This window comes from Haemophilus influenzae (assembly GCF_001457655.1).
Lineage (GTDB): Bacteria > Pseudomonadota > Gammaproteobacteria > Enterobacterales > Pasteurellaceae > Haemophilus > Haemophilus influenzae.
Map to the genome: position 1 here is coordinate 63,921 of NZ_LN831035.1, position 24,666 is coordinate 88,586.

At 38.3% G+C, this 24,666-nt stretch carries 22 protein-coding genes and 1 tRNA gene; 16 read left to right on the forward strand and 7 right to left on the reverse strand.

Annotation, left to right across the window (positions count from 1 at the left end; genetic code table 11):
* Positions 1–12: 12 nt before the first annotated feature.
* The 4 genes from eno (at position 13) to AT683_RS00325 (ending at position 3,602) form a co-directional block, all read left to right on the forward strand.
* A complete protein-coding gene (gene eno, locus AT683_RS00310) occupies positions 13–1,323 on the forward strand; it encodes a phosphopyruvate hydratase (protein ID WP_005655903.1) in 1,311 nt (436 codons plus the stop codon).
* A gap of 83 nt (positions 1,324–1,406) precedes the next feature.
* The gene (locus AT683_RS00315) at positions 1,407–1,826 is read left to right on the forward strand and encodes a DUF2251 domain-containing protein (protein ID WP_005636440.1); all 420 of its coding nucleotides are present in this window, start codon (positions 1,407–1,409) and stop codon (positions 1,824–1,826) included.
* A 12-nt stretch (positions 1,827–1,838) separates the two neighbouring features.
* On the forward strand, positions 1,839–2,420 hold the full coding sequence (locus AT683_RS00320; protein ID WP_005655898.1) for a DUF1190 domain-containing protein: 582 nt from the start codon (positions 1,839–1,841) through the stop codon (positions 2,418–2,420).
* Positions 2,421–3,602 carry a glutathionylspermidine synthase family protein gene (locus AT683_RS00325; RefSeq protein WP_011272295.1) on the forward strand — a complete coding sequence of 394 codons (1,182 nt, stop codon included), beginning with the start codon at positions 2,421–2,423 and terminating at the stop codon, positions 3,600–3,602.
* 231 nt (positions 3,603–3,833) lie between these two features.
* Here the strand turns inward: AT683_RS00325 and AT683_RS00330 are convergent, their stop codons facing one another.
* Positions 3,834–5,360 carry a catalase gene (locus AT683_RS00330; protein WP_038440292.1) on the reverse strand — a complete coding sequence of 509 codons (1,527 nt, stop codon included), beginning with the start codon at positions 5,358–5,360 and terminating at the stop codon, positions 3,834–3,836.
* Positions 5,361–5,622: 262 nt separating this feature from the next.
* Here AT683_RS00330 and glyQ point away from each other — a divergent pair, with 262 nt between their 5' ends.
* From glyQ to AT683_RS00360, 6 genes are all read left to right on the forward strand, one after another.
* On the forward strand, positions 5,623–6,531 hold the full coding sequence (gene glyQ, locus AT683_RS00335; RefSeq protein WP_005632923.1) for a glycine--tRNA ligase subunit alpha: 909 nt from the start codon (positions 5,623–5,625) through the stop codon (positions 6,529–6,531).
* A gap of 58 nt (positions 6,532–6,589) precedes the next feature.
* Positions 6,590–6,850 (forward strand): hypothetical protein, encoded by a 261-nt coding sequence (locus AT683_RS00340; RefSeq protein WP_005693272.1) that lies wholly within the window; start codon positions 6,590–6,592, stop codon positions 6,848–6,850.
* A 29-nt stretch (positions 6,851–6,879) separates the two neighbouring features.
* On the forward strand, positions 6,880–7,245 hold the full coding sequence (locus tag AT683_RS00345) for an endonuclease domain-containing protein (RefSeq protein ID WP_038440293.1): 366 nt from the start codon (positions 6,880–6,882) through the stop codon (positions 7,243–7,245).
* A 139-nt stretch (positions 7,246–7,384) separates the two neighbouring features.
* Positions 7,385–7,801 carry a hypothetical protein gene (locus AT683_RS00350; protein ID WP_005655886.1) on the forward strand — a complete coding sequence of 139 codons (417 nt, stop codon included), beginning with the start codon at positions 7,385–7,387 and terminating at the stop codon, positions 7,799–7,801.
* 45 nt (positions 7,802–7,846) lie between these two features.
* Entirely contained in the window at positions 7,847–10,015 is a 2,169-nt protein-coding gene (glyS, locus tag AT683_RS00355; protein ID WP_038440294.1) for a glycine--tRNA ligase subunit beta, read from the forward strand.
* A gap of 85 nt (positions 10,016–10,100) precedes the next feature.
* A tRNA-Ile gene (locus AT683_RS00360) sits at positions 10,101–10,177 on the forward strand.
* A gap of 71 nt (positions 10,178–10,248) precedes the next feature.
* Here AT683_RS00360 and holA read toward each other — a convergent pair.
* From holA to leuS, 3 genes are all read right to left on the reverse strand, one after another.
* Positions 10,249–11,283 carry a DNA polymerase III subunit delta gene (gene holA / locus AT683_RS00365; protein WP_038440295.1) on the reverse strand — a complete coding sequence of 345 codons (1,035 nt, stop codon included), beginning with the start codon at positions 11,281–11,283 and terminating at the stop codon, positions 10,249–10,251.
* The gene (locus tag AT683_RS00370) at positions 11,283–11,786 is read right to left on the reverse strand and encodes an LPS-assembly lipoprotein LptE (RefSeq protein ID WP_038440296.1); all 504 of its coding nucleotides are present in this window, start codon (positions 11,784–11,786) and stop codon (positions 11,283–11,285) included. Before AT683_RS00370 ends, holA begins: the two co-directional genes overlap by 1 nt.
* Positions 11,787–11,881: 95 nt before the next feature.
* The gene (gene leuS, locus AT683_RS00375) at positions 11,882–14,467 is read right to left on the reverse strand and encodes a leucine--tRNA ligase (RefSeq protein ID WP_038440297.1); all 2,586 of its coding nucleotides are present in this window, start codon (positions 14,465–14,467) and stop codon (positions 11,882–11,884) included.
* A gap of 248 nt (positions 14,468–14,715) precedes the next feature.
* Here leuS and uppS point away from each other — a divergent pair, with 248 nt between their 5' ends.
* The 6 genes from uppS to lpxD all read left to right on the forward strand — a co-directional run bounded on the left by uppS (position 14,716) and on the right by lpxD (position 21,827).
* Entirely contained in the window at positions 14,716–15,435 is a 720-nt protein-coding gene (uppS, locus tag AT683_RS00380) for a polyprenyl diphosphate synthase (RefSeq protein ID WP_058222136.1), read from the forward strand.
* 17 nt (positions 15,436–15,452) lie between these two features.
* Positions 15,453–16,319 (forward strand): phosphatidate cytidylyltransferase, encoded by an 867-nt coding sequence (locus tag AT683_RS00385; protein ID WP_058222137.1) that lies wholly within the window; start codon positions 15,453–15,455, stop codon positions 16,317–16,319.
* 9 nt (positions 16,320–16,328) lie between these two features.
* Positions 16,329–17,660 carry an RIP metalloprotease RseP gene (gene rseP, locus AT683_RS00390; protein ID WP_058222138.1) on the forward strand — a complete coding sequence of 444 codons (1,332 nt, stop codon included), beginning with the start codon at positions 16,329–16,331 and terminating at the stop codon, positions 17,658–17,660.
* 19 nt (positions 17,661–17,679) lie between these two features.
* Positions 17,680–20,088, forward strand: coding sequence for an outer membrane protein assembly factor BamA (gene bamA, locus AT683_RS00395; RefSeq protein ID WP_058222139.1), 2,409 nt, complete (start codon positions 17,680–17,682; stop codon positions 20,086–20,088).
* A gap of 107 nt (positions 20,089–20,195) precedes the next feature.
* Positions 20,196–20,789 carry an OmpH/Skp family outer membrane protein gene (locus tag AT683_RS00400; protein ID WP_005648089.1) on the forward strand — a complete coding sequence of 198 codons (594 nt, stop codon included), beginning with the start codon at positions 20,196–20,198 and terminating at the stop codon, positions 20,787–20,789.
* Between the two features lie 12 nt (positions 20,790–20,801).
* Positions 20,802–21,827 carry a UDP-3-O-(3-hydroxymyristoyl)glucosamine N-acyltransferase gene (lpxD, locus tag AT683_RS00405; RefSeq protein ID WP_038440300.1) on the forward strand — a complete coding sequence of 342 codons (1,026 nt, stop codon included), beginning with the start codon at positions 20,802–20,804 and terminating at the stop codon, positions 21,825–21,827.
* Positions 21,828–21,982: 155 nt separating this feature from the next.
* Here lpxD and tsf read toward each other — a convergent pair whose 3' ends face one another.
* The 3 genes from tsf to AT683_RS00420 all read right to left on the reverse strand — a co-directional run bounded on the left by tsf (position 21,983) and on the right by AT683_RS00420 (position 24,632).
* On the reverse strand, positions 21,983–22,834 hold the full coding sequence (gene tsf, locus AT683_RS00410) for a translation elongation factor Ts (RefSeq protein ID WP_005648092.1): 852 nt from the start codon (positions 22,832–22,834) through the stop codon (positions 21,983–21,985).
* A gap of 133 nt (positions 22,835–22,967) precedes the next feature.
* Positions 22,968–23,690, reverse strand: coding sequence for a 30S ribosomal protein S2 (gene rpsB / locus AT683_RS00415; RefSeq protein ID WP_005645552.1), 723 nt, complete (start codon positions 23,688–23,690; stop codon positions 22,968–22,970).
* Between the two features lie 177 nt (positions 23,691–23,867).
* A complete protein-coding gene (locus AT683_RS00420; protein ID WP_011272284.1) occupies positions 23,868–24,632 on the reverse strand; it encodes a class I SAM-dependent methyltransferase in 765 nt (254 codons plus the stop codon).
* Positions 24,633–24,666: the final 34 nt, after the last annotated feature.

A 24,666-nucleotide genomic window follows, 5' to 3' on the forward strand; every position in this document is an offset into this window, starting at 1 on the left:
AGGAAAATAAAAATGGCAAAAATCGTTAAAGTGATTGGTCGCGAAATCATCGACTCACGCGGTAATCCAACTGTTGAAGCTGAAGTTCATCTTGAAGGTGGTTTTGTTGGTTTAGCAGCAGCTCCATCTGGTGCATCAACTGGTTCTCGTGAAGCATTAGAATTACGTGACGGCGACAAATCTCGTTTCTTAGGTAAAGGCGTATTAAAAGCTGTGGCGGCAGTGAACAACGAAATTGCACAAGCTATCGTTGGTAAAGATGCAACAAACCAAGCTGAAATCGACCAAATCATGATCGATTTAGACGGAACCGAAAACAAATCTAACTTTGGTGCAAATGCAATCTTGGCGGTATCTTTAGCAAACGCAAAAGCAGCTGCAGCATCTAAAGGTTTACCACTTTACGCTTACATTGCAGAATTAAATGGCACTGCTGGTGTTTATTCTATGCCATTACCAATGATGAACATCATTAACGGTGGCGAACATGCAGATAACAACGTTGATATCCAAGAATTCATGATTCAACCAGTTGGTGCGAAAACATTACGTGAAGCACTTCGTATCGGTGCTGAAGTATTCCACAACCTTGCAAAAGTATTAAAATCTAAAGGCATGAGCACTGCAGTTGGTGACGAAGGTGGTTTCGCACCAAACTTAGCCTCTAACGCAGACGCTTTAGCCTGTATCAAAGAAGCAGTAGAAAAAGCAGGTTATGTATTAGGTAAAGACGTTACTTTAGCGATGGACTGCGCATCTTCTGAGTTCTATAACAAAGAAAATGGTATGTACGAAATGAAAGGTGAAGGTAAATCATTCACTTCTCAAGAGTTCACACACTATCTTGAAGAATTAACTAAACAATACCCAATCGTGTCTATCGAAGATGGTCAAGATGAATCTGACTGGGAAGGTTTTGCATACCAAACTAAAGTGTTAGGCGACCGTGTTCAATTAGTGGGCGATGATTTATTCGTAACTAACACCAAAATCTTAAAAGAAGGTATCGAAAAAGGTATCGCAAACTCTATCTTAATCAAATTCAATCAAATCGGTTCTTTAACTGAAACTTTAGCAGCAATTAAAATGGCGAAAGATGCAGGTTACACCGCTGTAATCTCTCACCGTTCAGGCGAAACTGAAGATGCAACTATCGCTGATTTAGCGGTGGGTACAGCAGCAGGTCAAATCAAAACTGGTTCTATGAGCCGTTCTGACCGTATTGCGAAATACAACCAATTAATCCGTATCGAAGAAGCATTAGAACGCGCTGGTACTCCAGCAGCATTCCCAGGCTTAAAAGCGGTTAAAGGTCAAGCGTAATTCACGCTGAATTTACTGTAAAATCTCACCGCACTTTGTATAAAAGTGCGGTGTTTTTATATCTAATATTTAAAGGAAAGAGAATGTTACATTTAACTTTAGAGGACGAACTCTTTTTAGGAACGCCAAAGCAAGTGGGAACACATTCGACAGTATTTGAGCATTTTGCCGTAATGTTTGAAGATGACGGCGAAACTGGCTATTTTTATGCGCTCGATATGCGTCAAAATGCTCAACCGATAGTGGATATGTTGCACGTGTATAATGTTGATTCAACCTCTAATCATCATGAAGCACGCAAACTTGAAATTTGTTGGGATGAGAGTGGTTATTTAGCCTTGTTGCTTATTAATGGCTATCCTCATGCTGTATTTGATTTTGCCCGTTTAGTCGGCTATAACAGCAATAAATATCCACAACCAGATTTAATGAGTATGTGGACTCGTGAAGAAATTACTAATAAACAGGCTGAGCAATGGCTAGGCGTAAAAACCATTCGATAAAAATTGAGAACAATGAAAAAGAAAAATCAGATTTTAGTTAGTTTATCTATTGTGGCCTTATTAGGAGGCTGTTCAGAAGAGCAAGTACAACGTGATGTGTATCAGTCTTTAGACGATTGTTTAGCGGATTGGAAAAAAATTGAGCTTTGTGAGGCAGATAAAAATACTGAAAGTACTCAGAAAACTGAAACTACACCACAGCAGGGGCTTGGTTTAAATATTCGTGATAATGGTAATGCAGAAAGTGCGGTAAAAAATCCAGCTGAAAATAATGTACAAGCTAATCAAAGCGAGAACAATGCTGAATCAACTGCAAAAGCTGAAAGTACCGATCCTTCTTTAGGAGCCGCAATTGCTGGTGGCGTTATAGGGTATATGGCGGCTCGTGCAATTAGTAGTTTCCTTGGCCCAAGCTATCATCCTGGAAATCGAGCTGTCACCACACCAACAGGGCAAGTTGTGCAACCTCAAACGAATCGTTCTGTTGGAAAACCAATGCTCGTGAAAGGAAATGCAGGAAGCATGAATAGCAAACCTGTATCTCGTGGTGGTTTTAGTAGCCCAAATAATACTCATCGTAGCAGTGGGGGCTAAATGAAACGTGTAACTGGGTTTCCTACTCGACCAAATATGGTGCAACAGCTACTTAATGTTGGATTTGATTATTATAACTTGCCTTCCAGTGATGGATCTCATTATTGGTCTGATAATGTTGCCTATGAATTTACCTTAGCGGAAATTGATCGCATTGAGGATACAACTAATGAATTGCATTCAATATGTTTAGATTTTGCGGCGGATGAAATTAAAAAAGGCGATTATGAAAATTATCATTTTACGGAGTTGCAAAAACAGCTTGTTGAAACCTCTTGGCGTAATCAAGATCCTTATTTATATGGACGCTTTGATTTTGGCTATGATGGCAACAACCTAAAAATGTTTGAATATAACGCCGATACACCAACATCTTTGTTGGAGGCAGCGATTGTCCAATGGCAGTGGTTGGAGCAAATTGAGGGCTTGAAACATCGTGATCAATTTAACTGGATTCATGAAGAATTAATAAAACATTTCCAATTTTTGAAACAACAAAGTGGCAAAACAGATTTCCATTTGAGTGCCATGCAGGATGCTGGCCGTGAAGATTGGGGCAATGTGGATTATTTAGCTGATGTGGCTTATAACGCAGGTTGGAATATTCATCAATTAGCGGTGGAAGATATTGGCTATAACAGCGAAACAAAAAAATTTGTAGATTTAAATGATCAACCTATTGAAATGTTATTTAAATTGTATCCGCTAGAATGGCTAAGCCACGCTGAGTTTGCTCGCCATATTACAACGGCTGAAACACGATTTATTGAACCAGCGTGGAAAATGTTGTTAAGTAATAAAGCACTATTGGCAAAACTTTGGGCGCGTTATCCTAATCATCCGAATTTATTGCCTGCTTATTTTACGCCTTTTGAATTACCAAAAGATTTATTGATGTGGGTGAAAAAACCATTGTTAGGTCGAGAAGGTGCCAATGTTTTCTATTATGAGAAAAATAATGGTGTAGAATTTGCAGCGAAAGGAAGCGAACACTCAACGTTTTATGCTAATTCAGGTTATGTTTATCAACAAAAATTTGAATTGCCAAGTTTTGATGGAATGTATCCAATTATCGGCTCTTGGGTTGTGGGGGATGTGGCTTGCGGTATGGGATTACGCGAAGATTTTACTGCAGTGACGGGGAATGATAGCCATTTTATACCTCATTATTTTGTGCCATGATATATATTTAGCATTACTTAAATACAATATTTACCATAAAAAATGGAAGCTATTATAGGTTATTTTTACATTCAAATTTTTGAACGATTACAAAATCGTTCAAGTATTATGTAATGAATTAGTAATATTTCATTGAAAAAAATCTGCACCCTAATCAGTTAAACCTTAGCCTAACTTTTGGGTGCAGATTCATTACTACTATTATTTATTTAAAATAATTAACTCGAAAGATTATAACAATCCACCTTGACCTAATGCAGGATCAGTATCACGAGCTTTTAATGCATCTTCAACGGTTAAACCTAATGCTTTCGCAACGCCTTCACCGTATGCGGCATCACACCAGTGGCAGTTACGAATATGACGATATTTGATGAAATCAGGTGCATCGCCCATTGCAGCTGCAGTGTTGTTGAATAACGCTTGTTTTTGCTCTGCACTCATTAAGTTAAATAATGCACGCGGTTGGCTGAAGTAATCCTTATCATCGTTACGATAATCCCAGTGTGCCGCATCGCCATTGATACGAAGTGGTGGTTCAGCAAAGTCTGGTTGTTGTTGCCATTGGCTGAAGCTGTTTGGCTCGTAGTGTGGCAAGCTGCCGTAGTTACCATCTACACGACCTTGACCATCACGTTGGTTGCTATGAACAGGGCAACGTGGACGGTTTACTGGAATTTGACGGTAGTTCACACCTAAACGGTAACGTTGTGCATCCGCATAGTTAAATAAACGAGCTTGTAACATTCTGTCAGGGCTTGCGCCAATACCCGGAACCAAGTTACTTGGTGCAAATGCAGATTGTTCTACATCAGCGAAGAAGTTTTCTGGGTTACGGTTTAATTCAAACTCGCCGACTTCAATTAATGGATAGTCTTTTTTCGGCCATACTTTAGTTAAGTCGAATGGGTGATAAGGCACTTTTTCCGCATCTGCTTCCGACATAATTTGTACAAATAATGTCCATTTAGGGAAATCGCCACGTTCAATCGCTTCATATAAATCACGTTGATGGCTTTCACGATCATTTGCGATGACTGCAGCCGCTTCTGCATCAGTTAAGTTTTTGATGCCTTGTTGTGTATGGAAGTGGAATTTTACCCAAAAACGTTCGCCCGCTTCGTTCCAGAAACTATAAGTGTGAGAACCGAAACCGTGCATATGACGATAACTTGCTGGAATACCACGATCACTCATTACAACAGTGACTTGGTGTAATGCTTCTGGTAATAATGTCCAGAAATCCCAGTTATTAGTTGCTGAACGCATATTAGTGCGAGGATCACGTTTTACTGCTTTATTTAAATCTGGGAATTTACGTGGATCACGTAAGAAGAATACTGGCGTATTGTTACCTACTAAATCCCAGTTACCTTCTTCAGTATAGAATTTTAATGCAAAACCACGAATATCACGCTCAGCATCTGCTGCACCACGTTCGCCTGCCACGGTAGTAAAACGTGCGAACATTTCCGTTTTTTTACCCACTTCACTAAAAATTTTTGCACGAGTATATTTAGTAATATCGTGTGTGACAGTAAAAGTACCAAATGCACCAGAACCTTTAGCGTGCATACGACGCTCTGGGATCACTTCACGTACGAAATCAGCTAATTTTTCATTAAGCCATAAATCTTGTGCAAGTAATGGACCACGCGGACCAGCTGTTAAGCTGTTTTGGTTATCAGCAACGGGTGCACCGTTACCCATTGTTAAGTTTGTTGCAGCTAAGTGCGAGAAAGGACATTGAGAACTCATTGTAGACTCCTTGTGAAGTTAATAAATTTAGTTAGGTTGAAATGAATTTCTTGCGTATCATATAGAAAGGTTTAAACAATCGAAATCTATTAAATTAATCAAAAAAAACTATAATTAAAAAAACTTAAAATCTACCTAAATATTCCAAATTACTTACTTGATATCTTTATAAAGCCTGATTTTCAACCGCATTTTTCGCCTTTATCCCTTTTACGGATTCAAGTATAATACCAACATTTTTAATCACATTAGATCAACGATTATGAGTACAAAATTTAACGTAAAAACATTCCAAGGTATGATTTTAGCCCTGCAAGAATATTGGGCAAACCAAGGCTGCACCATTGTGCAACCTTTTGATATGGAAGTGGGCGCAGGTACTTCTCACCCAATGACCGCATTGCGCGCATTAGGCCCAGAGCCAATGGCATTTGCTTATGTTCAACCTTCACGCCGCCCAACGGACGGTCGCTACGGTGAAAACCCAAACCGTTTACAACACTACTATCAATTCCAAGTAGTGATCAAACCTTCTCCAGATAATATTCAAGAACTTTATTTAGGCTCGCTTGAAATGCTCGGTTTCGATCCAACACAAAACGACATCCGTTTCGTGGAAGATAACTGGGAAAACCCAACATTAGGTGCATGGGGCTTGGGTTGGGAAGTATGGCTAAACGGTATGGAAGTAACCCAGTTTACCTATTTCCAACAAGTGGGTGGCTTAGAATGTAAACCCGTAACAGGTGAAGTGACTTACGGTTTAGAGCGTTTAGCGATGTACATTCAAGGCGTAGATTCTGTGTATGACTTAGTTTGGTCTGACGGTCCATTAGGCAAAACCACTTATGGCGATGTTTTCCATCAAAATGAAGTTGAGCAATCAACCTATAACTTTGAACACGCAAACACCGATTTCTTATTCTACTGCTTCGATCAATACGAAAAAGAAGCACAAGAGTTATTAGCCTTAGAAAAACCGTTACCATTGCCAGCTTATGAACGTATTTTGAAAGCAGCACACAGCTTTAACTTATTAGATGCGCGTAAAGCAATTTCGGTCACCGAACGCCAGCGCTATATTTTACGCATTCGTGCCTTAACCAAAGGCGTGGCGGAAGCCTATTATGCAAGCCGTGAAGCCTTAGGTTTCCCAGGTTGTAAAAAATAACATTTAAAGGTAATTCAAAAAAGTGCGGTGAAATTTGACCGCACTTTAGGAGAGCAAAATGAGCAAACCCATTCTTTTTTATGCAGAAACATGCCCAGATACCGCGCCATTTGTCGCGGAGTTGGATCGCTTAGGTGTGGATTACGATGAAGTAGAAATTATGACTTCATTACCTAATCTCAAACAATTCATTCGTTTACGCGATAGCAGTGCAGAATTTGATAACTCGAAAGCAAATGGCTATTTAGGCATTCCTGCATTGTTATTACCAAATGGCGATGTTGTTTTAGACCTATCAAAGTTAAAAGTAATTTTTTAAGTTTTGGGAAAGATAGAACAGCAGTTTTCATGCAACCCTATGAAAAATACTTAAAGCTGAATTCGCAGAAACTGCGAGCGGATCAAACGGATACAGAAAGAAAGCTATGGCAACGCATCAATCGAGATCAATTATTAGGATTTCGATTTAATCGACAAAAGCCACTTTTAAGTTATATCGTTGATTTTTATTGTGCAAAGACAAAGCTGATTATTGAATTAGATGGTAGTCAGCACTATAAACCTGATTATCAGGAAAAAGATGCATTGCGAGATGCAGAATTAAATTCACTTGGTTTTACAGTGATGCGGTTTAGCAATGATGAAGTCATGCGTAAAATTGAAGCGGTAGTAGAGCAGATTTATTTGTTTTTAGAGAATGTAAGGACTGATTGAGTATGAGGTTGGATTAACCTCTGCCACAAACGCTTGCGTTTGTGGCAGAAGTTAAACGAAGAAAACAATTAAATCGTGTGTGAGCTATTAAAATTCTCACTCCACATTGAATCAATTATATTAATCTAAGGAAAATGCTATGACATTACAGAAATTTTTGTTACCCCCATTATTATTTTTATCAATAAATACCTTTGCAGCACCAGCATATTTGCTTTTTGGTGGAGATAATCATGATAAATTTTTAGGCTGTTTGAACTGTAGTAAACATGATAACTCATCAATTTGGAATAAATATGGTGAATTCGGCTCTAAATATAATAGCGATAGTATTTGGAATAAATACGGAACTTATGGCTCTAAGTATAACAGTGAAAGTCCTTGGAATAAGTATTCTACAAGTGGGCCAGTGATTGTTGATAATGAAGGTAACTTTTATGGTAAATTCACAACTAATAAGTATGATAATCAGACAAGAATTAAATCTCTTCTTTGGATTTTAGAAAATCATGAATATATTATTGAAAATATTAATGATGTGATAGATAAAATGTAAATAAGTAATCAATGCAGCAAGTTGCACCTTACCAGAGAAAACAAAATGACAACCCAAAACTTCCTTGTAGAAATCGGCACAGAAGAGCTGCCACCAAAAGCTCTCAAAACATTAGCGACCTCTTTTGCGGATAACGTTGAGGCGGAATTGAATCAAGCAGGTTTATCATTCGATAAAATCGAATGGTTTGCGGCACCGCGTCGTTTAGCCGTAAAAGTGTTGAACTTAGCAACCCAACAACCGAGCAAAGAAATCGAAAAACGAGGGCCTGCAGTATCAGCCGCCTTTGATGCGGAAGGTAAACCAACTAAAGCGGCAGAAGGCTGGGCGCGTGGTTGTGGCATTACTGTTGAGCAAGCAGAACGCATTGCAACTGATAAAGGCGAATGGCTCGTTCACCGTGCAAAAATTAAAGGTCAGCCGACCAAAAACTTACTTAACGATATTGTGGCAAATGCGTTAGCGAAATTGCCAATTCCAAAACCAATGCGTTGGGCAGATAAAACCGTGCAATTTATCCGCCCAGTTCACACTGTGACTATGTTGTTAGGTGATGAGTTAATCGAAGGCGAAATTTTAGGTGTGGCAAGTGCTCGCACCATTCGCGGTCACCGCTTCTTAGGCGAGAAAGAATTTGACATTCAACATGCAGACCAATATCCGCAATTATTGCGTGATAAAGGTTCTGTGGTGGCAGATTTCAATGAGCGTAAAGCAGAAATTTTGGCAAAATCTCAAGCAAAAGCGACCGCACTTGGTGGCGTGGCTGACATTGAAGAAAGCCTGCTTGAAGAAGTCACTTCCTTGGTGGAATATCCAAATGTTTTAGCGGCAAAATTTGAAGAACGCTTCTTAGCGGTGCCTGCGGAAGCCTTGGTTTACACCATGAAAGGAGACCAAAAATATTTCCCGATTTATGATAAAGACGGCAGATTATTACCGCACTTTATCTTTGTCTCGAACATCAACCCAGAAGATCCAACCGCGATTATCGAAGGGAACGAAAAAGTGGTTCGTCCACGTTTAACCGATGCGGAATTCTTCTTCAAAACCGACTTAAAACAAAAACTGGTTGATCGTTTACCACGTTTAGAAACCGTGTTGTTCCAACAACAACTTGGCACATTGAAAGACAAAACTGACCGCATTGAACAACTTGCAGGCGAAATTGCAAAACAAATCGGCGCAGATGAAGCGAAAGCAAAACGTGCGGGTTTACTGTCAAAATGTGATTTGATGACCAACATGGTATTCGAATTCACTGATACGCAAGGCGTAATGGGTATGCATTATGCTCGTCACGACGGTGAAGATGAAGAAGTGGCAGTGGCGTTAAACGAACAATATATGCCACGCTTTGCGGGTGATGAATTACCTAAGTCTTTAGTGGCAAGTGCGGTCGCTTTAGCGGATAAATTTGACACCTTAACGGGTATCTTCGGCATCGGCCAAGCACCAAAAGGTAGCGCAGACCCATTTGCATTACGTCGTGCGGCATTAGGTGCATTACGTATTATCGTTGAGAAAAATTTGCCTCTTGATCTGAATGACATTATTAGCAAAGCATTTGATTTATATAAAGAACTTGATAACGAAAGACTACGTAATGCACCTATTGCCAAAACAAGAGGTGGATTTAGTGAATACCCAGAAGGTTATGTTTCATTCTTTACACGTGGTGATGATTTAGTTCCAAAACAAAAAATCCTTGATGAGGTAGTAGACTTCATGCTCGGTCGTTTCCGTGCATGGTATCAAGATGAAGGCATTGCGGTGGATGTAATTCAAGCGGTATTGGCACGTCGTCCAACTCGCCCTGCTGATTTTGATGCGCGCGTGCGTGCGGTTTCACACTTCCGTACTTTAGATTCAGCGGAAGCGTTAGCAGCAGCAAATAAACGTGTTAGCAACATCTTAGCGAAAGCAGGTGCGGCAATTGGCGAGATCAATTTAACCGCTTGCGTAGAGCCAGCAGAAAAAGCCCTTGCTGAAGCGGTACTGGCATTACGCACTGAAGTACAACCGCTTATCGCACAAGGCGATTACACCGCAGTATTGGATAAATTAGCAAACTTACGTGCGCCAGTAGACAGTTTCTTTGATAACGTGATGGTAAATGCTGAAGATCCAGCACTACGCCAAAACCGATTAGCGATTTTAAATACGTTACAAGGGTTATTCTTACAAGTAGCTGATATTTCAGTGCTTCAATAATGTAAAAAGGGATGGTTGATTTTTCGTCAATCATCCCTTCTTTTATAGACTTCAAGTGATTATTTCTCTATAATTACCGCACTCTCCCCCCTTAGCTCAGTCGGTTAGAGCAGGCGACTCATAATCGCTTGGTCACTGGTTCAAGTCCGGTAGGGGGGACCATTTTTCCAGCAAAAAATTTCTTTTTTATCAAAAATCTTATTTCAATATTGTCTATTTTATTTGCCTTGTGACTACAAACAAATTTTTACAGATAAATCAGCGAGTTTGATCCACACTTCATCACTAAATTCTTGTTTAGCAAGGCGTTCAATATTGGCGAGTTCTTGGATAATTTCGTAGAGCTTTTGGTAGGTTAAACGTTGAATTGCACTTAAAAAGAGCGGTCGGCGATTTTGCCAGATTTTTAGACGATCAAATTCAGCCTTAATTTGTTGAGTTGGAAGTTTTTCCGTTGTCATAATACGTTGCTGTGGTTTTGTGAGTTCAAGCAACGTAAATAATTCTCGCTGTAGTGTGCGTAATAAAATAACAGGTTGCACATCTTCAGCTTGTAAACCTTTTAAAATACGTTTAGCACGATTTGCTTTTCCCACTAGCAAAGCATCAATCCATTGAAATGGTGTAAAAATTGAGGATTGTTCCACCGCGCTAATGACACGATTGTAGTTAAGTTTATGATCAGGATAGAGCAAATCTAAAAGCTGCAGAGCTTGTTTAAGAGCGAACAGGTTATTTTCATAACTATAACAAAGTTGTTGAATTGCTTCATTATCGGCATCTAATCCCATTGCTTTAGTACGATTTTTTACCCAACGTGGCAAGTTTTCTACCGTCGGTGTTTGACAATTTATCAGTATTACATTTGGTTCATATTGATTAAGTGCAATAAACCACGCTTGCTTTTCAATCGCTTTAGTCAATTTTGCTACCTGTAAAATAAGCAAGACATCTTTATTCAATACGGATATAAGTTCTTGCAGGTTTTTCTGCAAAAGTGCGGTGAAATTTTCAGGTAAATTCAAGCTTAGTATTTGTTTACTAAAAAATAACCCCATAGATTGACAAGATTCTATAAGTTGCACCCAATCAGTTTGGCTATCAACCTGAATGCTATTTTTTTCATCAAAACCTTGCTGGTTTGCCACTTGACAAATAGTATCCTCAGTTTCACTAAGTAATAAAGGATCTTGCCCATGCGAGAGATAAACTCTAGCTAAACCTTGAGCAAGATTATAATTTAGTTGCTCTGGAAAAATACGGTTCATTATTTGCTTTTTATTTGATTTTGTAACGCAATTATTTTTACGATTAATTGACGCGCTACTTGCTCGCGCATATCATTCCAAATTACCTCACGTTCTTCTGATTTGGCTAATGCTGCACGTGCATTATCAAAGAAAGTACGGTTTACTTTCGCATTGATTGGATAGCTTTCGCCATTAGCAAGGCGAAAAGTGGCTTCAACTTCCAATATTAAAAGTTTTTCTGCTTCACGTCCGTGCTTAAAAATAGATGCGACTTGATCTGAAGTAATCTGTTTATTAATACGTAAAATGGGAATATTTTGTTTTACATTAACAATATTAACCTGATTTTCCTGTAACTTGCGACGCATAATAACAGTGAAATCATTATAAGGGTCATCACTTTCAAGGGCTAATGTTCGCCATTCATTTGGCATAGTAACCGACTGTTGAAAATGCCAACCGCAAGCAGAAAGAATTGCTAATGTTGCGATAAGCAGTAAAGTCTTGATTGATTTGATCATAAAAACTACCTTTAATTGTAGGACGTGTAAAATGTAAATATTTCACGTACGTATAAAAAATGGTGCGTGAATTTTGAATTCACACACCCCACGTATTATGGTTTCACTACTACGTTTAATAATTTACCTGCGACATAAATCACTTTGACAATATGTTGATTATCAACAAATTTCTTCACATTTTCATCCGCGAAAGCAATCGTTTTGACTGTTTCTTCATCTGCATCTGCCGCAACGGTAACTTTGCCACGAACCTTACCGTTTACTTGTACCACAATAAGTTTTTCGTCTTCTACCATTGCATCTTCGTCGGCTTTTACCCATTCTGCGGTATCAATAGCACTTTCATTGCCAAGAGCTTGCCATAATTCAAAACAGATATGTGGCGTAATTGGATAAAGCATACGAACAACTGCACTTAATGCTTCCGCCATGACTGCTCGATCTTGATCGCTTTCTAAGGAAGCCTTAGTCAGTTTATTCATCAACTCCATTACTGCTGCAATCGCAGTATTAAATGTTTGACGACGACCAATATCATCACTCACTTTCGCAATTGTTTTATGTACTTCACGACGAAGCGATTTTTGCGCGGCTGAAAGTGCGGTGATATCTAGGCTAGTTTTTGCTGGATTCTGTTGATATTGATATACCAAATTCCAAACACGTCCTAAGAAACGTTTCGCACCTTCTACGCCAGATTCTTGCCATTCCAAGGTCATTTCTGCTGGAGAGGCAAACATCATAAAGAGACGAACAGTATCGGCACCATATTTTTCTACCATTTCTTGTGGGTCAATACCGTTATTTTTAGATTTCGACATTTTGGTCATGCCACTGTGGACTAGTTCACGCCCTTCAGGATCGGTGGCTTTAATAATTCTGCCTTTTTCATCACGCTCAAGGGTCACTTGGGTTGGGCTTACCCAAATACGCTCGTTGGTTGGGCTGGTGTAGTAGAAAGCATCTGCAAGCACCATACCTTGACATAATAATTTATCGGCTGGTTCCTCACTGGTTACAAATCCTGCATCGCGTAACAATTTGTGGAAGAAACGGAAGTAGAGCAAGTGCATTGTTGCATGTTCAATACCACCGATATATTGATCCACTGGTAACCAATAGTTTGCTTCTTCCGCATCAAGCATGCCATTTTGATATTGTGGACAAGTGTAGCGCGCGTAATACCAAGAGGATTCCATAAAGGTATCAAAGGTATCCGTTTCTTTTAATGCAGGTACACCGTTGAAAGTGGTTTTCGCCCAGTTTGGATCCGCTTTAATTGGGCTTTTCACGCCATCCATTACCACATCTTCAGGCAGAATAATAGGTAAATCTTCTAACGGTGCAGGCACAACATCGCCATTTTCAAGGGTTAGCATCGGAATTGGTGCACCCCAATAACGTTGGCGAGAAACGCCCCAGTCACGTAAACGGTAATTAACTTGACGTTTTCCAACACCTAATTTTTCTAATTTATCTGCAATGCCGTTGAATGCGCCATCAAAGTCTTTACCATCAAATTCAGCTGAGTTCACTAATTTACCGTGCTCAACGAAAGCTTGTTTAGTTAAATCAATTTCTTCATCTGCAAGCGGTGCGATCACTTGTTTAATTGGCAAACTGTATTTTTGAGCAAATTCAAAGTCACGTTGGTCGTGAGCTGGAACCGCCATTACTGCGCCAGTACCGTAGTGCATTAACACGAAATTAGCGACCCAAATCGGTAATTTATCCCCCGTCAATGGATGAATGGCGAACAAGCCCGTTGCCATTCCTTTTTTCTCCATTGTCGCAAGATCAGCTTCTGCCACTTTGGCGTTTTTCGCTTCTTGGATAAAGGCGGCTAATTCAGGATTATTTTGAGCCGCTAAACTTGCTAATGGATGTGCTGCAGCAATGCCTAAATAACTCACGCCGTAAAAGGTATCTGGACGCGTGGTGTAAACCGCCACTTTTTCGTTGGTATTTGCAACATCAAAGGTAATTTCTACCCCTTCAGAACGACCAATCCAGTTACGTTGCATGGTTTTTACCATATCAGGCCATTGCGGAAGGGTATCTAAACCACCTAATAATTGCTCTGCATAGTCAGTAATTTTGATAAACCATTGTGGGATTTCTTTTTGTTCCACCGGTGTATCACAACGCCAGCAACAACCTTCGTGTACTTGCTCGTTTGCGAGCACTGTTTCATCATTCGGGCACCAGTTTACGGTTGAGGTTTTTTTGTACACTAAGCCTTTTTTGTAAAGCTCTGTGAAGAACCATTGTTCCCATTTGTAGTATTCTGGTTTACAGGTTGCGATTTCACGATCCCAGTCGAAACCAAAGCCTAAAAGCTGAAGTTGTTTTTTCATGTAGGCAATGTTTTCGTATGTCCATTTAGCAGGCGCAGTTTTGTTTTTGATTGCAGCACCTTCTGCTGGTAAGCCGAAAGCATCCCAACCAAAGGGTTGCAACACGTTTTTACCTAACATGCGTTGATAACGAGAAATGACATCACCAATAGTATAGTTACGTACATGCCCCATATGCAGGCGGCCAGAAGGATATGGGAACATAGAAAGACAGTAATATTTTTCTTTAGATTCGTCTTTGATTGCTTTGAAAACTTTATTTTCTGCCCAATATTGTTGAACCTTTGGTTCGATCATATCGGGGCGATATTGTTCTTGCATAAAATCACCTTAAATTTTAACCGCACTTTTGCAGCATTTTGACAATAGAAAATGTGCCATAGAATACCGTAAAATGGCAAAAATTAATAGGGAGAGAAATAAAAAGTGCGGTGGTTTTTTAGTTGTTTTTCACAATAAATTTTCAATTTTTGCAGAACAGATTAGAACAAAGGAATCCATGGCAAGCCAATATAACTTATGATATAGTTTACCACCAAATTTATAGAGGTCTCTCAATAATAAAAATAATGATAGAGTTGGATCAAACAAATATACCAAAACACGTTGCCATTATTATGGATGGTAATGGTCGTTGGGCAAAACAGAAAAATAAAATGCGAATTTTTGGACACACCAATGGCGTTACTGCAGTACGCAAGGCAGTGGCTTATGCACGACAAATCGGTGTGAAAGTACTCACACTTTATGCCTTTAGTAGCGAAAATTGGAGTCGCCCAGAACAAGAAATCAGCGCGTTAATGTCGCTTTTTATGCAAGCCTTAGATCGAGAAGTAAAAAAATTACATAAAAATAATATTTGTCTGAAAATTATTGGCGATGTATCTCGTTTTAGTGAAACTTTACAAGAAAAAATCAAAAAAGCGGAAAATTTAACAGAAAAAAATACCGCACTTACGCTCAATATTGCGGCAAATTACGGCGGTTGTTGGGATATTGTTCAAGCAGCTAAACAAATTGCAGAAAAAGTTAAAAAAGAAGAAATGTCAGTTTCAGATATTAATAACTCGACGTTTCAACATCATCTTGCAACGCAAAATGCACCACCTGTAGATTTATTAATTCGCACCAGTGGAGAACAGCGCATAAGCAACTTTTTATTATGGCAAATTGCCTATGCGGAATTATATTTTTCCGATGTACTTTGGCCCGATTTTAATCAATTAGAATTTAATCGTGCTATTGCAAGTTATCAACAACGTCATCGCCGTTTTGGTGGGACAGAATAATTCAACGGATTAAAATTATGCTTAAACAACGAGTTTTATCTGCTATTGTGTTAATTGCTGCAGTTTTATGTGCACTATTTTTATTCACACCTTTTTATTTTGCCCTTGCGTTAGGTATGGTAGCTGCTTTGGGGATCTGGGAATGGACTCAATTTGCTCGTCTTAAACAACCTTTGATACGTTTTTTTGTGACTACCTTTTTAGGCGTATTTATCTTCTTATGGCTCTATACTGAGGGTAACTATTTAGATGCAGGGCGTGTGTTTGAACAACATCTTCAGCTTTTATTGATAAATGCTGTTAGCTGGTGGGGTTTAGCTTTGTTACTTGTGATCAGTTACCCTAAATCAGCTAAATTTTGGTCTAAAAATCCACTTTTACAACTTTTATTTGCCTTTTCTACGTTGATTCCATTTATCGCAGGTGTATTACGTTTACGTTTAGAACACTATACCCATGATCCTTATCACGGCTTATTTTTATTACTTTACGTATTTATACTTGTTTGGGCGGCTGATTCTGGTGCTTATTTTAGCGGACGTGCCTTTGGCAAACGTAAACTTGCCCCTAAAGTATCGCCAGGTAAAAGTTGGGAAGGGGTCATTGGTGGCTTAATTACAGCATTAGTGCTTGCTTTTATCTTTATTCATTTCTCTAACAATACTTTAGTAGGCGATCGAAATATTACTGGATTTATCATTCTTTCTGTAGCGACAGTTGCAATTTCAGTATTGGGCGATTTAACTGAAAGTATGTTTAAACGTGAGTCAGGAGTTAAAGACAGTAGCCAATTGATTCCTGGTCATGGCGGTGTGTTAGATCGCATTGATAGCTTGACTGCCGCAGTACCTTTTTTCAGCTATTTCTATTTCTTTGTCTTATAAGGATTTTTAATGTCATTTTTGTGGTCACTAGGTTCTTTTATCATTGCTATTGCTGTATTAGTATCCGTTCACGAATATGGTCACTTTTGGGCAGCGAGAAAGTGCGGTATAAAAGTCCATCGTTTTTCCATTGGTTTTGGAAAAGTAATTTGGAAACGCATTGACAAATATGGTACAGAATTTGCGATTTCAATGATTCCTTTAGGCGGCTATGTAAAAATGCTTGATGGACGTAATGAAGTAGTTCCTGCTGAGCAAAAATCACAAGCATTTGACAGTAAAAGCGTATTACAACGGTCATTTGTAATTATTGCAGGCCCTTTAGCTAATTTTATTTTTGCAATTTTTGCTTATTGGATCATCTACCTTTATGGAATGCCAATGGTTAAACCTGTGATTGAATTAATAACACCAAACTCAATCGCAGCACAAGCCCACATTGAACCCAATACGCAAATTCTTACAATTGATGGCGAAGAAACTCAAGATTGGGAAACCATCAATATGCTACTTGCCACAAAAATGGGGGAACCTAATGTTAAGATTAGCCTTTCTCCTTTCAATTCTAATGTTGAACAACAACGGACTTTAAATCTTACAAATTGGATATTCGATCCTGAAAAAGAAAGTGCTTTTGAGGCATTAGGGATTATGCCTATGCGTCCTAAAATTGAAATGGTGCTTTCTAAAGTTGTTCAAAATTCTCCCGCTGAGAAAGCTGGTTTACAAATCGGTGATAAAATTTTAACAGAAAATTTAACCGCACTTCCTTGGCAAGATTTTATAAAACAGGTCGAACAAGGCGAATCTTTTTCTATTAAAGTTGAACGTAATGGGGAAACGCTTGACAAAATTATCACTCCAGTGCGTAATCAAAATGGCAAATGGTTTGTTGGGGTTAGCCCAACCTTAACAAAATTAGCGGATGAATACCGTACTGAATTAAAATATGGTATTCTTGAATCTTTACAAAAAGGCATTGAAAAAACAGGACAGCTTTCCCTTTTAACCTTGAAAATATTAGGGAAATTACTTACTGGCGATTTGTCATTAAATAATTTAAGTGGGCCAATTTCTATTGCAAAAGGTGCTGGTGCATCAGCAAATATTGGATTGGTGTATTTTTTAAGTTTTATGGCATTGATTAGTGTAAATTTAGGGATTATGAATTTATTTCCATTACCAGTATTAGATGGCGGTCATTTAGTTTTTTTAACAATGGAAGCTGTTAAAGGAAAACCTGTTTCTGAGCGGGTGCAAAGCATCTGTTATCGAATTGGCGCAGCACTGTTATTAAGCTTAACGGTGTTTGCATTATTTAATGATTTTTTACGTCTATAATTTATATAGGATACAATCGATGAAAAAACTTCTAATCGCAAGTTTATTATTCGGTACGACAACGACTGTGTTTGCCGCACCTTTTGTGGCAAAAGATATTCGTGTGGATGGTGTTCAAGGTGACTTAGAACAACAAATCCGAGCAAGTTTACCTGTTCGTGCCGGTCAGCGTGTGACTGACAATGATGTGGCTAATATTGTCCGCTCTTTATTCGTAAGTGGTCGATTCGATGATGTGAAAGCGCATCAAGAAGGCGATGTGCTTGTTGTTAGCGTTGTGGCTAAATCGATCATTTCAGATGTTAAAATCAAAGGTAACTCTATTATTCCCACTGAAGCACTAAAACAAAACTTAGATGCTAACGGGTTTAAAGTTGGCGATGTTTTAATTCGAGAAAAATTAAATGAATTTGCCAAAAGTGTAAAAGAGCACTATGCAAGTGTAGGTCGCTATAACGCAACCGTTGAACCTATTGTCAATACGCTACCAAATAATCGCGCTGAAATTTTAATTCAAATCAATGAAGATGATAAAGCAAAATTGGCATCATTAACTTTCAAGGGGAACGAATCTGTTAGTAGCAGTACATTACAAGAACAAATGGAATTACAACCTGATTCTTGGTGGAAATTATGGGGAAATAAATTTGAAGGTGCGCAATTCGAGAAAGATTTGCAGTCAATTCGTGATTATTATTTAAATAATGGCTATGCCAAAGCACAAATTACTAAAACGGATGTTCAGCTAAATGATGAAAAAACAAAAGTTAATGTAACCATTGATGTAAATGAAGGTTTACAGTATGACCTTCGTAGTGCACGCATTATAGGTAATCTGGGAGGTATGTCTGCCGAGCTTGAACCTTTACTTTCAGCATTACATTTAAATGATACTTTCCGCCGTAGTGATATTGCAGATGTAGAAAATGCAATTAAAGCAAAACTTGGAGAACGCGGTTACGGTAGCGCAACGGTAAATTCAGTACCTGATTTTGATGATGCAAATAAAACATTAGCGATAACCCTTGTTGTTGATGCTGGACGACGTTTAACTGTTCGCCAACTTCGCTTTGAAGGAAATACCGTTTCTGCTGATAGCACTTTACGTCAGGAAATGCGCCAACAAGAAGGAACTTGGTATAATTCACAATTAGTTGAGTTAGGAAAAATTCGCTTAGATCGTACAGGTTTCTTCGAAACAGTCGAAAACCGAATTGATCCTATCAATGGTAGTAATGATGAAGTGGATGTCGTATATAAAGTCAAAGAACGTAACACGGGTAGTATCAACTTTGGTATTGGTTACGGTACAGAGAGTGGTATTAGTTATCAAGCAAGTATTAAACAAGATAATTTCTTAGGAACAGGGGCGGCAGTAAGTATAGCTGGTACGAAAAATGATTATGGTACGAGTGTCAATTTGGGTTATACCGAGCCCTATTTTACTAAAGATGGTGTAAGTCTTGGTGGAAATGTTTTCTTTGAAAACTACGATAACTCTAAAAGTGATACATCCTCTAACTATAAGCGTACGACTTATGGAAGTAATGTTACTTTAGGTTTCCCTGTAAATGAAAATAACTCCTATTATGTAGGATTAGGCCATACCTATAATAAAATTAGTAACTTTGCTCTAGAATATAACCGTAATTTATATATTCAATCAATGAAATTTAAAGGTAATGGCATTAAAACAAATGACTTTGATTTTTCTTTTGGTTGGAACTATAACAGCCTTAATAGAGGCTATTTCCCAACTAAAGGGGTTAAAGCAAGTCTTGGTGGACGAGTTACAATTCCAGGTTCTGATAACAAATACTACAAACTAAGTGCAGACGTACAGGGTTTCTACCCATTAGACAGAGATCACCTCTGGGTTGTATCTGCAAAAGCATCTGCAGGATATGCAAATGGTTTCGGAAACAAGCGTTTACCGTTCTATCAAACTTATACAGCGGGTGGCATCGGCTCATTACGTGGTTTTGCTTATGGTAGTATTGGTCCTAACGCAATTTACCAAGATCAAAATAATAATAATAATAATAAAAAAAATAATAATAATAAATTTACAAAAGTCAGCTCAGATGTTGTTGGTGGCAATGCAATTGCAACCGCAACTGCAGAATTAATTGTGCCAACTCCATTTGTGAGCGATAAAAGCCAAAATACAGTCCGAACCTCCCTATTTGTTGATGCGGCAAGTGTTTGGAATACAAAATGGAAATCAGATAAAACTGGATTAGATAGCAATGTATTAGCAAGATTGCCTGATTATGGCAAATCAAGCCGTATTCGCGCCTCTACAGGTGTCGGATTCCAATGGCAATCTCCTATTGGACCATTGGTATTTTCTTATGCTAAACCAATTAAAAAATATGAAAATGATGATGTCGAACAGTTCCAATTTAGTATTGGGGGTTCTTTCTAATAAATTGAACTTTTTTCTTCATCAGAACTCAAAAACAACGTTCTCTGTCTAATTTAATTGGGCAGAGAAAATATTAAACCCATCATTTAATTAAGGATATTTATCAAATGAAAAACATCGCAAAAGTAACCGCACTTGCTTTAGGTATTGCACTTGCTTCAGGCTATGCTTCCGCTGAAGAAAAAATTGCTTTCATTAATGCAGGTTATATTTTTCAACATCACCCAGATCGCCAAGCGGTAGCAGATAAACTTGATGCTGAATTTAAACCTGTAGCTGAAAAATTAGCAGCAAGCAAAAAAGAAGTTGATGATAAAATTGCTGCTGCTCGTAAAAAAGTAGAAGCAAAAGTTGCGGCTTTAGAAAAAGATGCACCTCGCTTACGTCAAGCTGATATTCAAAAACGCCAACAGGAAATTAATAAATTAGGTGCGGCTGAAGATGCTGAATTACAAAAATTAATGCAAGAACAAGATAAAAAAGTTCAAGAATTCCAAGCTCAAAATGAAAAACGTCAAGCTGAAGAACGTGGTAAATTATTAGATAGCATTCAAACTGCGACAAATAATTTAGCAAAAGCAAAAGGTTATACTTATGTGCTTGATGCAAATTCAGTTGTATTTGCGGTAGAAGGTAAAGATATTACTGAAGAAGTATTAAAATCTATTCCTGCTTCTGAAAAAGCACAAGAGAAAAAATAATAGGTTCTCATAATGCAAAAATCCTATTCTTTACAAGAATTGGCAACTCAAATCGGCGCTACCGTTCGCGGTAACGCCGATGTTGTTGTTGAGAATATCGCGCCTCTCGATAAAGCCCAATCAAATCAACTCACTTTTATTTCTAACATAAAATTTCGTGCATTATTGAAAGATTCTAAAGCAGGGATTTTGGTTGTTTCTGAAGAGGATGTTGAACACTGTTCTCCAGAAAGCAATTTACTTATTGTTAAAGATCCTTATGTGGCTTACGCAATTTTAGCTCAATATATGGATAGCACGCCAAAAGCAGCACAAGGAATCGCAAAAAGTGCGGTCATTTTTGATGACGTTTTATTGGGCGAAAATGTATCTATTGGTGCGAACGCAGTGATTGAAGAAGGTGTTGTACTTGGTGATAACGTGATCATTGGTGCAAATTGCTTTGTTGGTAAAAATACCAAGATAGATTCAGGCACTCAGCTCTGGGCTAATGTCACTGTTTACCATAACGTTGAGATTGGAGCTAATTGCTTAATTCAATCAGGAACAGTTATCGGTAGTGATGGTTTTGGTTATGCAAATGATCGTGGTCGTTGGATTAAAATTCCACAAGTTGGTCAAGTAATAATTGGTAATAACGTTGAGATTGGTGCGAATACCTGTATTGACAGAGGTGCATTAGATGCCACGATTATTGAAGATAACGTTATTATCGATAACCTTTGTCAAATTGCGCATAATGTTCATATTGGCACTGGTACAGCGGTTGCGGGTGGAGTTATTATGGCAGGTAGCTTAACTGTTGGTCGCTATTGCTTAATTGGTGGTGCAAGTGTGATTAATGGTCATATGGAAATTTGTGATAAAGTAACCATTACTGGAATGGGAATGGTTATGCGCCCAATTACAGAGCCTGGCGTATATTCCTCTGGTATTCCATTGCAAACGAATAAAGAATGGCGTAAAACGGCAGCTCTAACATTAGGCATTGATGGCATACATAAACGCTTAAAAGCATTAGAAAAGAAAATTTCTTAATTGATACCCCATCATTACAAGTTTAATAACTGATTAAAATGCAGATTTTTATGTGTATAAAATTTACTTAACGAAATAAGTTGAAATTCTTTTAAAAATAAATAAGCCCAACTTTAAATTGGGCTTACAAGCATACATTTTTTATCGTTAAAGAATTATGCGTTACCGCCAGTGATTTTTGCAACTTCAGCAGCAAAATCTTCTTCTTTTTTCTCAATACCTTCGCCTACTTCTAAACGAATGAAGTTAGAAACAGAAGTATTTACTGATTTTAAGAAATCCCCTACAGATACAGAAGGATCCATTACAAATGCTTGACCTGTTAATGAAACTTCACCAGTGAATTTCTTCATACGACCTTCAACCATTTTCTCTGCGATTTCTTTTGGTTTACCAGAGTTGATCGCAATATCGATTTGGATTTGGCGTTCGTGTTCAACCACTTCAGCAGATACATCTTCTGGGTTCACGAATTCAGGTTTAGATGCAGCTACGTGCATTGCTACTTTTTTCAGTTCATCAGCAGAACCTTCGCCCGCAACTAATACGCCAATTTTTGCACCGTGTAAGTATTGTGCAATTACTTGACCATCTAGGTAAGCAACACGACGAATATTCATGTTCTCACCGATTTTAGCAACTAATGCAGCACGTTTTTCTTCAAATTGCGCTTGTAATGCTTCGATAGTGGTACCTTTGTTTGCTGCTGCGAAATCAGCTACTTCGTTTGCTAAACCTAAGAAACCTGCATCTTTTGCTACGAAGTCAGTTTCACAGTTCATTTCAACTAATACACCGAAACCATTTTCTACACGAGCAAGGATAACACCTTCAGCTGCAACACGGCCTGCTTTTTTAGCTGCTTTAGCTTGACCAGATTTACGCATATTGTCGATTGCTAACTCAATATCACCGTTTGCTTCAACTAATGCTTTTTTACATTCCATCATACCTGCGCCAGTACGGTCACGAAGTTCTTTTACTAATGATGCTGTGATTTCAGCCATTTTTAAAATCCTCTGTCGAAAATGCGGTTTATTTTGACCGCACTTTTAGATAAAAATATAGGGGCTAAATTTTAGCCCCTATGCCAATTAATCGCTTGATTATTAAGGGCTTCGCCTTATTGCAAAACTTAAATTATTCTGCGTCAGCTGCTAATTCTTCAGCAACTTGAGCTTCGTTACCACGACCTTCTTTAACCGCTGCTGCAGCTGCAGAAACGTAAAGTTGGATAGCACGAGTCGCATCATCGTTACCAGGGATAACGAAATCTACGCCAGCTGGTGTTGAGTTAGTATCAACGATAGCAAATACAGGAATACCTAGGTTGTTTGCTTCTTTAACAGCGATATGTTCGTGGTCTGCACCGATAACGAATAACGCATCTGGTAAGCCGCCCATATCTTTGATACCGCCAAGGCTTAATTCAAGTTTTTCCATCTCACGGCTACGCATTAACGCTTCTTTTTTGGTTAATTTATCAAAAGTACCGTCTTGAGATTGGGTTTCTAAATCTTTTAAACGTTTAATTGATTGACGAACGGTTTTCCAGTTAGTCAACATACCACCTAACCAACGGTGGTTTACGTAATATTGCTGACAATCTAATGCTGCTGCTTGAACTGCTTCAGACGCTGCACGTTTTGTACCAACGAATAATACTTTACCGTTGTTGCTAGCAATGCGAGTTAATTCCGCTAAAGCTTCGTTGAATAAAGGTAAAGTTTTTTCAAGATTGATGATGTGAACACCGTTACGAGCACCAAAAATGAAAGGTTTCATTTGTGGGTTCCAGTAACGAGTTTGGTGTCCGAAGTGTACGCCTGCGTTGATCATGTCGCGCATTGAAACTTGTGCCATAATATTTTCCTTTTGTTGGGGTTGAGCCTCCACATATCAGCTAATCGACCGTTTGGCACCCCGATTAAGCCTTGTTAATATGTGTGTGTTGTTAGTAATTAAAAAACTGCTTTTGAAAGGCAAAAACAGCGGGGCGATTTATACCATAAAGTGCGGTTAAAAACCAGTTTATTTTGTTTATTTCTCCACTTTTCTTGCTTTGATAAATAACAATGGTGGTCGGTGTGATAAATCTTTAAATTCATTATGCCATTGCGGTTGGTCAGCAAGCATGGGTTCTTCCATTTGCTCAATTTGAAACCTTGCATGAATTAAATTATTGATAATTGTTGCTGTTGTTCGATGATAGGTTTGAAAAGGTTGTTTGAACCAATTTCTATTGCGTTCGCCCTCTTCTCGGTAATGATTTAAACGATAAGCGACTTGCTGTTTTTTGTCATTTTTTTCCCAGCGTTCTCCCTCTTTATGGCAGGTAGTTATCGGATGTTCTTGTGAGAAAATTAATGTGCCATTAGACGAGAGTTTGTCATGGATCGTTGATAATAATGTCGGAAAATTTTCAATATAATGAAAGGCAAAAGAGCTAGTAATCACATCGAAATGACTTTCTGGTAACTCAGCTAATTTTTCTATTGGTAAGTGATATAAGGAAAAACGCCCTGAAAATTGACCGCACTTTTGAAGATCTTTTTCAGCTTGTTCGAGCATTTTTTCGGAAAGATCAGTTCCAATTACTTTAGCCGCCCCTCGTTCTAAATAAAGTTGTAAATGCCCTCCCGTACCACAGCCTAAATCGAGTAATTTCTTCCCTTTTAAATTAGGCAACAATGAAAGCATGGTGGGCTTTTCGATAATTTCATTGAGGCTAATTGGATTTGCACGGAGTTTCTGATAAAGCTCAAAGAAATTATCTTTATCATAAACACTAATTTTATTATTCATTTATTGCCTTAAAATAAAAATTTACGTGATTTAA